General features: G+C 71.6%; 14 protein-coding genes. All 14 read left to right on the forward strand.

The features are described 5' to 3' along the window. The first annotated feature begins 67 nt into the window (after positions 1-67). Positions 68-1324, forward strand: a complete 1257-nt coding sequence (locus BCD48_RS33280; protein ID WP_083419579.1) for a gluconeogenesis factor YvcK family protein — start codon at positions 68-70, stop codon at positions 1322-1324. A gap of 5 nt (positions 1325-1329) precedes the next feature. Then, positions 1330-2316 (forward strand): DNA-binding protein WhiA, encoded by a 987-nt coding sequence (whiA, locus tag BCD48_RS33285; RefSeq protein ID WP_071052368.1) that lies wholly within the window; start codon positions 1330-1332, stop codon positions 2314-2316. Between the two features lie 129 nt (positions 2317-2445). Beyond that, positions 2446-3456 carry a type I glyceraldehyde-3-phosphate dehydrogenase gene (gene gap, locus BCD48_RS33290; protein ID WP_071052348.1) on the forward strand — a complete coding sequence of 337 codons (1011 nt, stop codon included), beginning with the start codon at positions 2446-2448 and terminating at the stop codon, positions 3454-3456. A gap of 281 nt (positions 3457-3737) precedes the next feature. Continuing rightward, positions 3738-4943: a phosphoglycerate kinase gene (locus tag BCD48_RS33295; protein WP_071052349.1), complete on the forward strand. Its 1206-nt coding sequence runs from the start codon at positions 3738-3740 to the stop codon at positions 4941-4943. Between the two features lie 5 nt (positions 4944-4948). After that, positions 4949-5788, forward strand: coding sequence for a triose-phosphate isomerase (tpiA, locus tag BCD48_RS33300; RefSeq protein ID WP_071052350.1), 840 nt, complete (start codon positions 4949-4951; stop codon positions 5786-5788). Between the two features lie 557 nt (positions 5789-6345). Continuing rightward, entirely contained in the window at positions 6346-7326 is a 981-nt protein-coding gene (locus tag BCD48_RS33305) for an ABC transporter permease (protein ID WP_241842188.1), read from the forward strand. Positions 7327-7510: 184 nt separating this feature from the next. Further along, positions 7511-9280: an ABC transporter substrate-binding protein gene (locus tag BCD48_RS33310; RefSeq protein ID WP_071052352.1), complete on the forward strand. Its 1770-nt coding sequence runs from the start codon at positions 7511-7513 to the stop codon at positions 9278-9280. A gap of 143 nt (positions 9281-9423) precedes the next feature. Further along, a complete protein-coding gene (locus BCD48_RS33315) occupies positions 9424-10425 on the forward strand; it encodes an ABC transporter permease (protein ID WP_071052353.1) in 1002 nt (333 codons plus the stop codon). A 58-nt stretch (positions 10426-10483) separates the two neighbouring features. Next, the gene (locus tag BCD48_RS33320; RefSeq protein ID WP_071052354.1) at positions 10484-11557 is read left to right on the forward strand and encodes an ABC transporter ATP-binding protein; all 1074 of its coding nucleotides are present in this window, start codon (positions 10484-10486) and stop codon (positions 11555-11557) included. Positions 11558-11604: 47 nt separating this feature from the next. Next, positions 11605-12726, forward strand: coding sequence for an ABC transporter ATP-binding protein (locus BCD48_RS33325; protein WP_274536606.1), 1122 nt, complete (start codon positions 11605-11607; stop codon positions 12724-12726). Next, positions 12727-12957: a preprotein translocase subunit SecG gene (gene secG / locus BCD48_RS33330; protein ID WP_071052355.1), complete on the forward strand. Its 231-nt coding sequence runs from the start codon at positions 12727-12729 to the stop codon at positions 12955-12957. Continuing rightward, the gene (locus BCD48_RS33335) at positions 12954-14756 is read left to right on the forward strand and encodes an ABC transporter substrate-binding protein (protein ID WP_241842190.1); all 1803 of its coding nucleotides are present in this window, start codon (positions 12954-12956) and stop codon (positions 14754-14756) included. Before secG ends, BCD48_RS33335 begins: the two co-directional genes overlap by 4 nt. Positions 14757-14978: 222 nt before the next feature. Further along, the gene (locus tag BCD48_RS33340; protein WP_083419580.1) at positions 14979-15323 is read left to right on the forward strand and encodes an RNA polymerase-binding protein RbpA; all 345 of its coding nucleotides are present in this window, start codon (positions 14979-14981) and stop codon (positions 15321-15323) included. A gap of 159 nt (positions 15324-15482) precedes the next feature. Further along, the coding region (locus BCD48_RS33345) for a serine/threonine-protein kinase (RefSeq protein WP_131804147.1) at positions 15483-16572 on the forward strand (1090 nt) is incomplete at its 3' end.

The following is a 16572-nucleotide window of genomic DNA, read 5'->3' on the forward strand; positions in this document are numbered from 1 at the left end:
CGTGCGAAAATGATCTTCCTTCGCACGCCCGGCGGCCGCTGTCCCAGGACTACTGCCCGGAGATCCCATGACCCAGGTTCGGGCGGCCCAGCTCCCGGCGCCCGGGGCGCCGGCCGTCGTCGCCTTCGGCGGCGGGCACGGCCTCGCCGCGTCGCTGTCCGCGCTGCGCCGCATCACCGACCGGGTGACAGCCGTTGTCACGGTCGGTGACGACGGCGGGTCGTCCGGGCGGCTGCGCCACGAGCTCGGCGCGCTCCCGCCCGGCGACCTGCGGATGGCGCTGGCGGCGCTCGCCGGCTCGGACCAGTGGTCACGGACCTGGACCGACGTGTTCCAGCGCCGGTTTGTCGGCGGTGGGCCGCTGGCCGGGCATGCGCTGGGCAACCTGGTGCTGGCCGCGCTCACCGAGCATGTCGGCTCGCCGGTGGCGGCGCTCGAGCTGGCCGCCGAACTGCTCGGGGCGTGCGGCCGGGTGCTGCCGCTGTCCGAGGACGGGATCGACATCGTCGCCGAGGTCACGGGCCTCGACCCGGACGACCCGGCGGCGACTCACCAGGTGCGCGGCCAGGTGGCCGTGGCGACCACCCGGGGCTCGGTCCGCGAGGTCTGGGTGGAGCCGGCGGAGCCGCGGGTCTGCGCTCCGGCCTGTGCCGCCGTCGAGGAGGCGGACTGGCTGGTGCTGGGCCCCGGCTCGCTCTACACCAGCATGCTGCCGCACCTGCTGGTGCCCGAGATGCACAAGGTGATCACCGGCGCGGCGGCGCGCCGGCTGGTCGTGCTGAACCTGGTCGCGCAGCCGGGGGAGACCGAGGGCTTCACCCCCGAGGCGCATCTGCGCGTGCTCGCCCAGCACGCCCCGGGGTTCGCCGTGGACGTGGTGCTCGCCGACCCGGCGGCCGTCCCCGACCCCTCGGCGCTGGCTGCGGCGGCCGCCGACCTCGGCGCCGCGCTGCACCTCGCGCCGGTCCGCTCGGCCGACGCCGCGGGGGTCCACGATCCCCTGCTGCTCGCGGCCGCCTTCGACGCCGTCTTCTCGGCGTCCGGCCCCGTGGCCGGCGGCATCCCAGGTCCGCCGGCCGGCGCGGAAGCACGGACGGCACGCGCGACCCTGACCACAGAGTCACCAGTGGCCCACCGTGGGCCGGGCTCGGCCGGTGAGCAGACCTCCTGGAGCGACGACCTCCCGGATCGACGACGCGCTGGATCGGCGAGGCCGATCCAGCAGGGACCTCGTCGCCGATCCGGCGGGAGCCCCGTCGCCGACCCAGTGGGAACCCCTGGCCCTCCCGACCCGCGGGCAACGGCCCGCGACCTCAAGGAGTGATCGGTGTGGCGGCGATGACGGCCACCGTGAAGGACGAACTCAGCCGGCTGCGGGTGGCGAAGCCCTGCTGCCGGCGCGCCGAGATGGCGGCATTGCTGCGTTTCGGCGGCGGCCTGCACATCGTCGGGGGCCGCATCGTCGTCGAGGCGGAGCTCGACACCGGGGCAACCGCGCGCCGGCTGCGCCGGGAGATCGCCGAGGTGTTCAGCTTCCCGTCGACGATCGCGGTGCTCGCGGCCGGCGGCCTGCGCCGCTCGGTCCGCTACATTGTGCGGGTCGAGCGCGACGGTGAGCAGCTCGCCCGGTCGACCGGGCTGCTCGACCAGCGCGGCCGCCCCGTCCGCGGGCTTCCGCCGCAGGTCGTCACCGGCTCGGCCTGTGACGCGGCGGCGGCCTGGCGGGGCGCGTTCCTCGCGCACGGCTCGCTCACCGAGCCGGGACGGTCCTGCTCGCTGGAGGTCACCTCGCCCGGCCCGGAGGCGGCGCTGGCGCTCGTCGGCGCGGCCCGCCGGCTCGGGGTGCAGGCCAAGAGCCGGGACGTGCGCGGCGTCGACCGCGTGGTGATCCGCGACGGCGACGCGATCAGCGCGCTGCTGACCAGGATCGGCGCGCACGACAGCCTGCTGGCCTGGGAGGAGCGGCGGATGCGCCGCGAGGTCCGCGCGACCGCCAACCGGCTGGCGAACTTCGACGACGCGAACCTGCGCCGCTCGGCTCGGGCGGCCGTCGCCGCGGGCGCGCGGGTGCAGGCCGCGATGCGCATCCTCGGCGACGACGCTCCCGAGCACCTGCTGGCGGCCGGCCGGCTGCGGCTCCAGCACGCCCAGGCGTCGCTGGAGGAGCTCGGCGCGCTCGCCGACCCGCCGCTGACCAAGGACGCCGTCGCCGGCAGGATCCGCCGCCTCCTCGCCCTCGCCGACAAGCGCGCGAGCGTCCTCGGCATCCCCAACACAGAGGCGAGTGTGTCGCCCGAGTTGCTGGAGAATGCGTGATGTGCGTGGTCGCCGGGGGGTGATCCGGCCCCCGTTGGGCCTCGGATACCAACCCGGCGGCGCAAAGTCGTTAGGCTCTGTGGCGGCAACGGAACATGACGGCGGCACGACGGTAGGGAGTCCGCGGACGTGGCTACGCGAGTAGGGGTCAACGGTTTCGGTCGGATCGGCCGGAACTTCTGGCGAGCGCTGGCGGCGAGCAAGCAGGGTGGGCTCGAGGTCGTCGCGGTCAACGACCTCACCGACAGCAAGACCCTGGCCCACCTGCTGAAGTACGACACAACCCTGGGCACGCTGTCCGAGACGGTCAGGGCAGTCGACGGCGGCATCGAGGTCGGCGACGCCACCATCAAGGTGCTGGCCGAGCGGGACCCGGCGGCGCTGCCCTGGGGCGAGCTGGGCGTCGACATCGTCATCGAGTCGACCGGCCGGTTCACCGACCGCGCGTCGGCCGCGAAGCACCTCGAGGCGGGCGCGAAGAAGGTCATCATCTCCGCCCCGGCCAAGGGCGAGGACCTGACTGTCGTCATGGGCGTGAACGACGACGCCTACGACCCGGCCAGCCACCACGTGCTGTCGAACGCGAGCTGCACGACGAACTGCGTGGCGCCGCTGGCAAAGGTCCTCGACGAGGCGTTCGGCATCGAGAACGGCCTGATGACCACGATCCACGCCTACACGAACGACCAGGTGATCCTGGACTTCCCGCACAGCGACCTGCGCCGGGCCCGCGCGGCCGCGCAGAACATCATCCCGACCACCACCGGCGCGGCCAAGGCGACGGCGCTGGCGTTGCCGAAGCTCAAGGGCAAGCTGGACGGCATCGCGATGCGGGTGCCGGTGCTGGACGGCTCGGTCACCGACCTGGTGGTCAACCTGGCGAGGCCGGCCAGCAAGGACGAGATCAACGCGGCCTACCAGGCGGCGGCCGACGGCCCGCTGAAGGGCTACCTCGTCTACACCGAGGACCCGATCGTGTCGTCGGACATCGTCGGCACGCCGGCGTCGTGCACCTTCGACTCGCTGCTGACCATGTCCACGGGCACCTTCGTGAAGGTCGTCGGCTGGTACGACAACGAGTGGGGCTACTCGAACCGCCTCGTCGACCTCACCGCCCTGGTCGCCAGCCGCCTGGGCTAGCCCCGCCAGTCGAAGGCAGAGAACCGCTGTGACGAGCCGCCCGGTGCCCCCGGCACCGGGCGGCTCGTCCTTTGGGCCGTTCTTGTCGCCGGCCGTGCGACGGGGCCGGCAGGCAGACCCCCGTTGGGCCGGGCCTGTCAGACAAGGCCAAGCCAGTGCGGCAGCAAACGCAACAGGCAGCGCGACGCGACGTGGAAGCAGGACCTAGCCACAAGAGGCGACCGGCGGCGCGACGTGACGTCGAAGCGGGACCTAGCCACAAGCAATAGGAGACGCCAAGCGTGAGGACGATCGACGACCTGCAGGTCGCCGGGCACCGGGTGCTGGTCCGCAGCGACCTGAACGTGCCGCTCGACAGGTCCGGCGACACCCCGCGGATCACCGACGACGGCCGGGTGCTGGCCAGCGTGCCCACCATCAGGACGCTCGCCGAGCGCGGCGCCCGCGTGGTGGTCTGCTCCCACCTGGGCCGGCCCAAGGGTGAGTACGACGAGAGGTACTCGCTCGCCCCGGTCGCGGCCCGGCTCGCCGAGGCGCTCGGCCGGCCGGTCGCCTTCACCGGCGACGGCACCGCCGACATCGCGGGCTCGGCGGCCGCGGAGGTCGTCGCCGGGCTCGGGGACGGCGAGGTGGCCCTGCTGGACAACCTGCGCTTCAGCCCGGGGGAGACCAGCAAGGACGCCGCCGCGCGCGCCGCGTTCGCCGACGAGCTGGCCGCGCTCGCCGAGTTCTACGTCGGCGACGCGTTCGGCGCCGTGCACCGGGCCCACGCGAGCGTCGCCGACGTGCCGAAGCGGCTGCCGCACGCGGCCGGCGGGCTGGTGCTCGCCGAGCTGTCGGTGCTGCGCGGGCTGGCCGGCGGCGACGCCGGCCGGCCGTACGTGGTGGTGCTCGGCGGGTCGAAGGTGTCCGACAAGCTGGGCGTGATCCGGGCGCTGCTGCCGAAGGTCGACGCCCTGCTCATCGGGGGCGGCATGTGCTTCACGTTCCTGGCGGCCCAGGGCCACGGTGTCGGCGCGTCGCTGCTCGAGGCCGAGATGATCGACACCTGCAAGAACCTGCTCGCCGAGGGCGGCGAGCGGATCGTGCTGCCGCGGGACGTCGTCATCGCCGACCGGTTCGCCGCGGACGCCGCGACCGACGTGGTGCCGGTGACCGGCATCCGCGACGGCTGGCTGGGGCTCGACATCGGCCCCGAGTCGACGGAGCTGTTCGCCGGCAGGCTCGAGGGCGCACAGACGATCTTCTGGAACGGGCCGATGGGTGTCTTCGAGCTGGCGCCGTTCGCCGCCGGCACGAAGGGCGTCGCCGAGGCCATCGCCGCGCGGGACGGCTTCACGGTCGTCGGCGGCGGCGACTCCGCCGCGGCGGTGCGCACGCTCGGTATCCCCGAGGCGTCGTTCAGCCACATCTCGACCGGTGGCGGCGCGAGCCTGGAGTTCCTGGAGGGCAAGTCCCTGCCCGGCCTCGCGGCCCTGGAGGTCTGAGCCCCATGACTCCTCCTCCGTTGGGACGCTCGGGTGGCAAGCCGGCCGGTAGCCCGAAGCCGAAGGGCACCGGCCGCCGCACGCTCGTCGCGGGCAACTGGAAGATGAACCTGAACCACCTCGAGGCGATCGCGCTCGTCCAGAAGGTCGCCTACGACCTCAAGCCCGACGAGCTGGACCGGGTCGAGACGGTCCTCTTCCCGCCGTTCATCGACCTGCGCAGCGTGCAGACCACGATCGACGGGGACAAGCTGGCGGTCGGCTACGGCGCCCAGGACCTCTCACCGTTCGACTCCGGCGCGCACACCGGCGACGTCAGCGGGCCGATGCTGGCCAAGATCGGCTGCACGTATGTGATCGTCGGGCACTCGGAGCGCCGCACCGACCACCACGAGACGGACGCGGTGGTCGCCGCGAAGGCCGGCGCCGCCTACCGGAACGGGCTGACGCCGATCGTGTGCATCGGTGAGCACGAGGACGTCCGGGTGGCCGGCGCCCACGTCGAGCACTGCCTGGCGCAGCTGGACGGGTCGCTCGCCGGCGTGACGCCGAAGCAGGCGGAGACGATCGTCATCGCCTACGAGCCGGTATGGGCGATCGGCACCGGCCGGACGGCCTCGGCGCAGGACGCGCAGGACATGTGCGCTGCCATCCGCGGGCGGCTCGCCGAGCTGTTCACGCCGGTGATCGCCGCCGGGATCCGGGTGCTCTACGGCGGCTCGGTCAAGGCGGCGAACGCCGCCGAGCTGTTCACCATGCCGGACGTCGACGGCGGTCTGGTCGGCGGCGCGAGCCTGGTGGCCGAGGAGTTCACCGCAATTGTCCGCAGCGGGCCGCCGGCCTAGGCCGACGGCCAGACGAACCAACCCAGCACCGACGCCACAGGGCCCGGGCCGCGACCAGCGGCCCGGGCCCTGTGCTGTCTAGCTGCCGGGCCCCGTGCTGTGTAGCTGTGCGGCGGCTTCTGCTCCTGGACGGCCGCTGAGGCGGCCGGGCTCGGTCGTCGGCGCGCCGCCGGTGTGACGTTGGTCTTCCGTTGTGTATTGGGCTGGTGGGCTGCTGAGGCCGTGCTCCGCGGCGGCTGGTCCCGGTCGCCGTGGCAATTTCGCTCGCCGTGGCGGGCCGGTGGCCGTGGCGGGTCGTCGCGGTTGCGATCCGTCGCGGTGTGTTCTGTTACGGCTGTGCTGGTCGGGGGGTTGCGCCGACACGTCGGCGGCGCCAGCAGTTCTCCCCTTCGTAACGCAGACGTTACATAAAGGTCATCGTATGGCAAATGGGAAACGTTTCCTCAGCACTTCATAACATCCGCTATCCAGCGCGCCCCGGCAACGCTACCGTGCGTTGACTTTCTTGCTTTGGGCGGAAACGTTTATTTCGCCTGCTCCGGAGGTGGTTTGTGGCGGTGCCGGTGCAACTGGAGCCGACGAATCTGACGCCCGGACCGCCGGCGGTCAAGCCGGTCGCTGGCCGGTCGCTCTGGCGGATCGCGTGGTCGCGGCTGCGCAAGGACAAGGTCGCCCTGGCCAGCGCCGCCTTCGTCATCCTCGTCGTGCTCGTCGCCATCTTCGCGCCCGTGCTGACGTCGATCGTCGGAGTGAATCCGGACGAGCCGAACTACGGCCTGCTCGACCCGAACACGGCCCTTCCCGCGGGGTCGTTCGGCGGCATGAGCTCCCATCACCCCTTTGGTGTCGAGCCGCTCAGCGGGCGCGACGTCTTCGCCCGGGTCGTCTACGGCGCTCGCATCTCGCTGCTGGTCGCGTCGCTGGCGACCCTGCTCTCCGTCGTCCTCGGCACCGTGATGGGCCTGATCTCCGGCTACGTGGGCGGCTGGATCGGCGGCCTGATTGCCCGGCTGATGGACCTGCTGCTCGCCTTCCCGCTGCTGCTGTTCGCGATAGCCATCGTCGCGGTGATTCCGGACAGTGCCTTCGGACTGAACGGCAACACGCTGCGCCTGTTCATCCTGGTGTTCATCATCGGGTTCTTCAGCTGGCCGTACATCGGCCGGATCGTCCGGGGCCAGGTGCTCTCGCTCAAGGAGAAGGACTTCGTCGCGGCCGCGCGTGGGACCGGCGCCGGGTCGATCCGGATCATGATGCAGGAGCTGCTGCCGAACCTGGTCGCGCCGATCCTCGTCTACACCACCCTGCTGATCCCCACGAACATCCTCTTCGAGGCCGCGCTGTCCTACCTGGGCGTGGGCGTGAAGCCGCCGACCTCGTCCTGGGGCGACATGCTCTCGACCGCCGCGGGCGGGCTGTTCAGGGTCGACCCGACCTTCATGGTCGTGCCGGGCGTGGCGATTTTCCTCACCGTGCTGGCTTTCAACCTGCTCGGTGACGCGCTGCGGGACGCCTTCGACCCCCGAGGCGGCGGCTGACAGCCCGCCTGCAGTGACCAACCTCGTGCCGGAGTCGACCACACCACCACACCTGGCGTGGCGGCGAGACCCGCCGCACCGCCGTTCGGCCGGATCCGCCCGCAACGACGCGGGCCGGGCTTGGCACGCACGGGCAGTCCTCGGCCCATCCCGGGGCAGCACCGCACAAGAAGAGGGGAACCGGATGAGGAAACACTCGGTCTGGATCAGGACCGGCGTGCTCGTCGCGGCCGCCGGCCTGGTCCTCGCTGCCTGCGGCAGCGGCGGCGACGACAACGGCACCACCGGTGGGAGCAGCGCCCCCGCCGCCGCCGGCCTGCCGACGACGACGGACCAGTTGTTCTACGCGTCGGACAAGAAGGGCGGCACGCTGAACGCGCTGTCGGCCGGTGACTGCGACTCGTGGGACCCGGCGCGGACCTACTACGCGTCCTGCTGGGACCAGCAGCGCTGGATCGCCCGTACGCTGCTGACCTACGAGACCAAGCCGAACTCGGCCAAGCTCGTGCCGGACCTCGCGACCGAGGTCCCGACGTCACCCGACGGCGGGAAGACCTGGACCTACAAGCTCAAGAGCGGCATCAAGTTCGAGGACGGGACCCCGATCACGTCCAAGGACATCAAGTACGGCATCGAGCGTTTCTTCGCCCAGGACATCATCAACGGCGGCCCGACGTTCCTGATCGACTACCTGCAGACCGACCCCGCGTACGAGGGCCCATACAAGGACACCACCCCCGACAAGCTCGGCCTGACCTCCGTTGAGACGCCGGACGACAGCACTCTGGTCTTCCACCTGACGAAGGCGTTCACGGACTGGAACTACATCATGGCCCAGCCCGGGGCCTCGCCGGTGCCGCAGGCGAAGGACACCGGTGACAAGTACACGTCGCACCCGGTGGCGTCCGGCCCGTACAAGTTCGACAAGTACGTGCCGAACCAGTCGCTGACCCTGGTCCGCAACGACCAGTGGGACCAGTCGACCGACGACATCAACAAGGCGCTGCCGGACAAGATCGTGATCACCATGGGTCTTGAGTCGGCCGAGATCGACAACCGGCTGATGTCCGGTGACGCCGACATCTTCCTCGACCAGACGGGCGTGGACACCGCGGCGCGGACCCAGCTCCTGGCCGACCCCACGCTGCGCAAGGCCCGCACGACGGTCGACCTCACCGGCTTCCTGCGTTACCTGAGCGTCGCCACCACGGTGAAGCCGTTCGACAACGTCCACTGCCGCCTCGCGGTCGCGTACGCGGTCAACAAGCAGGGCCAGGTCGCCGCGCGCGGTGGCCCGACGGCCGGTCAGCCCGCGACGACGATGCTCCCGCCAACCGTCGCCTACTACGCGCCGTTCGACATCCTCCCGACGCCGAACAACGCGGGTGACCTCACCAAGGCCAAGGACGAGCTGAAGGCCTGCGGCCAGCCGAACGGGTTCTCCACGAAGATCACCGTCCGGAGCAACCGGCCGCTCGAGGTCAACCAGGCGACCGCGCTCCAGGCGGACCTGAAGAAGATCGGCATCAACGCCTCGGTGGAGAAGTTCGACTCCTCGCAGTACTTCTCGGCCGTGATCGGCATCCCGAAGAACGTGCAGGAGAAGGGCTACGGCCTGCACATCACCGGGTGGGGCCCGGACTGGCCCTCGGCCTACGGCTTCTTCAGCTCCATCGTTGACGGCCGGAAGATCCTTCCCCAGGGCAACAGCAACTACGCCGAGCTCAACGACCCGACCGTGAACAAGGGCATCGACGACGGCCTCGCCGCCACCGATGACGGCGCCGCGCAGGCCGCGTGGACCTCGGTCGACAAGGCTGTCGTGCAGTCCGGCGCCTACGTCCCGCTGATCTACGACAAGGCGATGAACCTGTACAGCGACCGGATCACGAACATCCAGTTCTCGCCCGGTTACAACATGGCCAACTTCGCCGCGCTGGGCGTGGTGCGGTAACCAAAGGCCGGCGGTCGCTGGTCCGAGAGAAGAGAAACACGCCGTAGACCCGGCCGCCGGGTGGGCTCACGTCCACCCGGCGGCCGGGCCCACGCGGCGACGCAAGGCCCCCGAGACGCTGACAGAAGCGGAGACCACCAGACATGGCCGGATTCGTCATCCGCCGGGTGCTCGGCGGGATCGTGATCCTCTGGCTCATCAGCGTCATCACGTTCCTGCTGTTCTTCCTGGTACCGAAGGTGCTGGGCTCGAATCCAGCGATCCTGTTCGCGGGCCGGTCCCCGAGCGAGGCGGCCGTCGCCGGTGTGACGAAGAAGCTGGGCCTCGACCAGCCGATCGTCGTGCAGTACTGGCACTTCCTCGCGGGGATCTTCACCGGCCGGCACTTCGACGCCGGGCCGGACAAGACCTGGTGCCCGCCGCCCTGCTTCGGCTACTCGTTCAAGAACAGCGAGCCGGTCTGGCAGGAGATCACCAGGGCGCTGCCGGTCACCATCTCCCTGGCGCTGGGTGCCGCCGTGCTGTTCCTGCTCATCGGCGTCGGCATCGGCATCCTCTCGGCGCTTCGCCGCGGCTCGGTCGTCGACCGGGCGGCGATGACCGTCGCGCTCGGCGCCGTCTCGTTGCCGGTCTACTTCACCGGCCTTGTCCTGTTGCTACTGGTCAGCTACCAGTGGCGGATTTTCCCGAACATCCACTATGTGGCGTTCCTGGACAATCCCTTGCTCTGGGCGCGCAACCTGCTGCCCGCGTGGATCGTGCTCGCCTTCCTGTACTCCGCGATGTACGCCCGGCTGACCCGGGCGAGCATGCTGGACGTACTCGGCGAGGACTACATCCGGACCGCCCGGGCCAAGGGCCTTCCGGAGCGCACGGTCGTCGGCAAGCACGCCCTGCGCTCCGCGCTGACCCCCGTGGTCACCATCTTCGGCCTCGACCTCGGCTCGCTGCTCGGCGGCGCGGTGCTGACGGAGACCACCTTCGGCTTCCGGGGGCTCGGGAAGACATCCATCGAGGCGATCTCGACCGGGGACCTGCCGACGATCCTCGGGGTCACCATCTTCGCGGCGGGTTTCGTGGTCCTGGCCAACATCCTCGTCGATGTCTTCTACGCGGTCGTCGACCCGCGGGTACGCCCAACATGATCGTCGAGCTCGCACGAGTCACGGCCCGGAGCAACCCACGACTGAACGGGGGAGTGAGATGACCGCGCGGCCCGAGCCGTCGGCCGCCGCGGGCACCGCGGCCGCCCTGGTGGACCGGCACTACCTCGACGTACGCGACCTGCGGGTGACGTTCGGCACCGACGACGGCGACGTGCGCGCCGTCAACGGCCTGTCGTTCGGCCTGGAGCGTGGCCGGACCCTGGGCATCGTCGGGGAGTCCGGCTCGGGCAAGAGCGCGGCCAGCCTCGCCCTCATGGGCCTGCAGCGCGGCCGGCGTACCACCGTGGCCGGTGAGATCTGGCTCGACGGCGAGAACCTGGTGACCGCGTCGCCCGAGCGGGTCCGGTCGCTGCGCGGCCGGCAGATGGCGATGATCTTCCAGGACCCGCTGTCGGCCATGCACCCGTACTTCAAGATCGGTGACCAGATCATCGAGGCGTACCGGGTGCATCACGACGTCTCCAAGAAGGTGGCGAAGAAGAGAGCCATCGAGCTGCTGGACCGGGTCGGCATCCCGTCCGCGGCCCGCCGGGTCGACAGCTACCCGCACGAGTTCTCCGGCGGCATGCGCCAGCGCGCCATGATCGCGATGGCCCTGTCCTGCGACCCGTCGCTGCTCATCGCCGACGAACCGACGACGGCGCTCGACGTCACGGTCCAGGCCCAGATCCTCGACCTGCTGAACGACCTGCAGAAGGAGTTCAACTCGGCGATCATCATCATCACCCACGACCTCGGCGTGGTCGCCGAGATCGCCGACGAGGTGCTGGTGATGTACGCCGGCAACGCCGTCGAGCACGGCCCGGTACAGGAGATCTTCAGCGCGCCGCAGCACCCCTACACCTGGGGCCTGCTCTCGTCGATCACCCGGCTCGACCGGACCCGTTCCGACCGGCTGCGCGCTGTGCCGGGCAACCCGCCGAGCCTCATCGCCGTGCCGGACGGCTGCCCGTTCCACCCCCGCTGCCAGTACGCCAACCTCGCCGGCCCTGCGACGCGCACCGAGCGGCCTACGCTGGAGACGGTGGCGCCTGGCCACCGGGTGGCCTGTCACCTGCCGGTCGAGGCCCGTGTCCGGATCTTCCGTGAGGAGGTGGCACCGAGCCTGTGAACAGCCACGACTCGACAGGCCCCGCGTCCACGGGCGGAGCCGCGCCGGTGGGCGCCGATGCCTTCCTGAAGGGCGCCGCGCCGCCCGCGCCGTCCACGTCGCCGGCGGCGCCGGTGGTCATGGACAAGCCCGATCCGGTCCCGATGGAGAAGCTCGCGGCGGTCACCACCGCGGCGTCCGGCGACGCGCTGCTGCGGGTCACCGATCTCCAGGTCCACTTCCCGGTCACCCAGGGCGCGCTGGTCGCGCGCAAGATCGGTGCGGTGCGCGCCGTCGACGGGCTGAACTTCGCGATCCGCCGCGGCGAGACGCTGGGGCTGGTGGGGGAGAGCGGCAGCGGCAAGAGCACCACCGGCCGGGCGATCGCCCGGCTGCTGGAGCCGACCGGCGGCAAGGTCGAGTTCGACGGGCGGGACATCACCCACCTGTCCGCCAGAACGATGCGGCCGCTGCGACGCGACATCCAGATGATCTTCCAGGACCCGTACACGTCGCTGAACCCGCGGCACACCGTCGGGTCGATCGTCTCCGCGCCGCTGAAGATCGTCGGCGACCTGTCCGGGGACGCCCTCAAGGCCCGCGTCCGGGACCTGCTGGAGCTCGTCGGCCTGTCCCCCGAGCACCTCAACCGCTACCCACACGAGTTCTCCGGCGGACAACGGCAGCGCATCGGCATCGCGCGGGCGCTCGCCACCCATCCCAAGCTCGTGATCGCCGACGAGCCGGTCTCCGCGCTCGACGTCTCGGTGCGTGCCCAGGTCGTCAACCTGTTGGGCGACCTGCAGTCCGAGCTCGGTCTGACGTACATGTTCATCGCCCACGACCTGTCGGTGGTGCGCCACATCAGTGACCGGGTCGCCGTGATGTACCTTGGCACGATCGTCGAGATGGCCGATCGGGCCGGTATGTACGAGCATCCGTTGCACCCGTACACCCATGCCCTGCTGTCGGCCGTCCCGGTGCCGGACCCGGCGAAGCAACACCGGCGGGAGCGGATCCTGCTGCGGGGTGACCCACCGACCCCGCTCAACCCGCCCGCCGCGTGCCGGTTCAACCCACGTTGCTGGAAGGCCGAGGAGGTGTGCAGGACCGTGGAGCCACCTCTGGTGGAGATCCAGCCGGGTCACCAGGTCGCCTGCCACTTCCCCGAGGAGCGGGAGCTGGTCTAGATGGAGATCGGGCTGTCCATCGTCGTGATCATCACGAGTGTGATGCTCGTGATGCTGGTGCTGTTGCACCGGGCGAAGGGCGGCGGTCTGTCGACGCTGTTCGGCGGTGGGGTCTCGTCGTCGCTCGGTGGCTCGTCGGTGGTCGAGAAGAACCTCGACCGGCTGACGATCGCCGTCGGGACGGTGTGGATCATCGCGATCATCGGGCTCGGCCTGCTGCTGAAGAGTTGAGCCCGCGTCGCGCCGCCGGCCACGCGCTGCGTCGGCCGGCGCTTCGTCTCGTCTCCGGACTGGCCGCGGCGCTAGCCGTCGTCACTGTGCTCGCCGGCTGCGCGGGCTCGTCCGACGGGCCGGTCCCCACGGCTTCGGCGAGCCCGTCCGCCGTCGCCCAGGCGACCGGCAAACCGGGCGGCACCCTGGAGCTGGTGACGTCCGCCATGCCCAGCGGCGACCCAGGCTGGGCCGTGACGACCGCCGACCAGGTGCTCGCCCGGCTGGTGAGCCGCACGCTGTATGCCTACCCTCCCGACCCGGACATCGACAAGACCGTCATACCGCGTCCTGACCTGGCGGCCGGCGCGCCGCAGGTCAGCGACAACGGCAAGGTGATCCGGGTGCGGCTGAGTTCGGCGGCCCGCTGGGACACCCCGGTGCCGCGCCGGGTCATAGCGCCCGACGTGGCCCGCGGGATCAAGCGGCTGTGTGCTCCGCCGACCCCGTCACCGCTGCGCGGCTACTTCGCGGCGACCATCGTCGGGTTCACCGACTACTGCACGGCGCTGTTCACCAAGCCGATTGACCAGGTGAAGGACTTCATCGAAGGCGAGTCGCCGGCCGGCATCCAGGTGATCAACGACACGGACATCGCGTTCCACCTGATCGAGCCCGTCAACGACTTCGTCGAGGTGCTCGCGCTGCCGGCGGCGGCGCCGGTGCCCTACGAGGCGCTCGACTACCTGCCGAACTCGCCCGACTACCTGGCCAACCTGGTGTCCGACGGCCCGTACCGGATCACCGGCAGCACCGGCGGAACGTACATGCTCTCGCGCAACGAGGAATGGAACTCCCACAGCGACTTCATCCGCCGGGCGACGGAGGGGCCGGACCACATCAGGATCCACACCGGGGTGGACCCGGCGACCGCGCAGGCGCAGATCGAGGCCGGCGACGCGGACATGACGCTGGATGCCGCCGTCCCGCTGGACAGGGCCGCGGCCCTGCTCCAGGCGGGCGACCCTCGGCTGTCGGTCCCGACGACCGGGTCGACGATGCTGCTCGCCGTCGCCCGGCACGGACCCGCCGCCGCCCTCGACGACCTGACCGTCCGGGAGACGCTCGCGACGTGCATCGACCGGATCTCGGTCGTCAAGGCCCTCGGCGGCCCGCCGTTCGCCACGGCCGCGACGCAGCTGCTGCAGCCGACGATGACCGGCTACAGCCCGCTGGACCCTTTCCCGACCCCGTCCGGCGCCGGCGACGCCACCCGGTGCGGGCAGGGGCTCGCCAACGCGCCGGGTGCGCCCGTGAGCACGCTGACACTGCTCACCTCCGACAGCCCGCGGGACGCCGCCGTCGCCTCCGCCCTGGCCGAGACGTTCGCCAAGGCGGGCGTGAAGCTGGACGTCCAGGCGCGCGCCGCGGCGGACTTCGCGGCCGCCGCGGTCAGCCCGCTGGCCCAGACCTGGGACCTGGCGCTGACGACCCTCACCCCGCTGTGGTTCGGCGACGCCGGGCGGACCGTGTTCCAGCCGCTGCTCGACCCGAACTGGGTCGGCCAGCGCCCCGTCGACGGCGGCTACGACACCAGGGATGTCCTCGCGACCATGGGCGTGGCCCTGCGGGCCGGCACCGAGACGCTGCGCGCCGGGGCGTGGGCCGACCTGGAGGCGACGGTGCTGCGCGACGTCGCCGTCATCCCGCTGGCCGTGGTAGCCGAGCCGCGGATGCACAGCTCCTCGGTGCTGTCGTTCACCCTCGTCCCGTCGCTCGGCACCGGCGACCCGACAGGTGTCTCTCTGGGGCCGGCATAAGGCGGTCTCTTGGGCGTCCGTGGGGCGCGGAATCCCCCGGTGCGTCACGTGGTGGTCCCCGCGTCCTACACTCGCCCCATAGCGAACCGGGTTATACCTGGTCCGACGTCTAACGTGGCTGGTGCCGGTTCGCCGGGCCGGCGCCGGGACCGGCCCGGCTGGTACTGACCACCTTGGCTGGCGCTGACGTGACTGGCACTGAACAGAAGGAGTACGCGGGCCGTGGCAGGTGGCAACGCCATCCGGGGGAGCCGGGTCGGGGCGGGACCAATGGGAGAGGCCGAGCGGGGAGAGACGGCTGCGCGGCAGCGGGTGTCCTTCTGGTGCGCGAACCAGCACGAGACACGCCCGTCGTTCGCCGCGGACGCCGCGGTCCCCGACACGTGGGACTGCCCGAGCTGTGGCTATCCGGCGGGCCAGGACCGGGACAACACCCCCGCGCCGCCCAAGATCGAGCCGTACAAGACCCACCTGGCCTACGTCCGGGAGCGGCGTAACGAGAAGGACGGCGAGGCGATCCTCGCGGAGGCCCTCGCCAAGCTCCGGGGGTCCTCCACCGCGTCCTGACCGCTCTCGCGGGCGGTACCGGCGATGGCTACGGGCGCCGGCCGTCAGCGGCGCCGGGATTCGGCGTTGTCCCAGAACCGGCCGGTCTGAGCCGCTACGCTTCGCTCAACCTGGGCCACGGCCCGTGCGTTGCGTGCGAGCGGATCGACGGGCGGAGGGATGGGGAGCGAGGCCGAGGCCAGCGCCGGGCGCATCCGGCCTGTCGGCCCGCCGGAGGGCGCCGGTTCGGCGGGGGCCGCCGGGCGGCTGATCGCCGGTCGGTACCGGCTGGTGGAGCTCATCGGCGTCGGCGCGATGGGGGCCGTGTGGCTCGCCCGCGACGCGCTGCTCGACGTGGACGTCGCGGTCAAGGAGATCCGGCCGCCGTTCGCGTTCGCCGATCCCGACGGTGCCAGGGCCGGCGACGGCGAGGGCGCCGGCCCAGACAGCGCTGACGGCGGGAGCGCGGACGGCTGGGAGGCCTCGACCGGCGCCTGGGTGGCGCAGGCGTTGCGTGAGGCACGCAGCGCCGCGCAGCTGCGGGCGAACCCGCACGTGGTCACCGTCCACGACGCTGTCGTCGATGACGGCGCGCCGTGGATCGTCATGGAGGCCGTGGCGGCCAGCTCCCTGCAGGAGGCGGTCGCGCGTGACGGGCCGCGCCCGCTCGCCCAGGTCGCCCAGATCGGGCTCGCCGTGCTGGACGCGCTGGTCGCCGGGCAGCGGCTCGGCGTGGTCCACCGCGACGTCAAGCCGTCCAACATCCTGCTCGCGCATGACGGCCGGGTGCTGCTCACCGACTTCGGGATCGCGGCCTCGGCCGCCGACTCGACCCTGACCCACCAGCCGGGCGAGGGCGGCCTGCCCAGCGGCACACCCGCCTACATGGCCCCCGAACGGCTGCGCGGCGGCCCGGCGACGCTCACCGCCGACCTGTTCGCCCTTGGCGCGACCCTGTTCTACGCGGCGGACGGCGCCGCCCCGTTCCACCGGGACTCCCTGCTCGCCTCGCTGCACGCGGTCCTGTACGACCTGCCGGAGCCGACCCGCGACGTGGGCCCGCTCGCCCCGGTGATCGCGGGCCTGCTCACCAAGGACCCCGCTGCCCGCCTGCGCGCCGACGGCGCCGCCGCCCTGCTCACCCGCGCCCTGCGCCTTCTCGCCGGCACGGCCGCCCTGTCGCCGCCGCCTCCACCCCCGTCTGGCGAATCCGAGCCCGTCTCGCCCCTGACCAGCGCATCGATTCCCCTCGCGCGGCCACCCGCGACCG

The organism is Pseudofrankia coriaricola, assembly GCF_001854805.1.
Classification (GTDB): Bacteria; Actinomycetota; Actinomycetes; order Frankiales; family Frankiaceae; genus Pseudofrankia.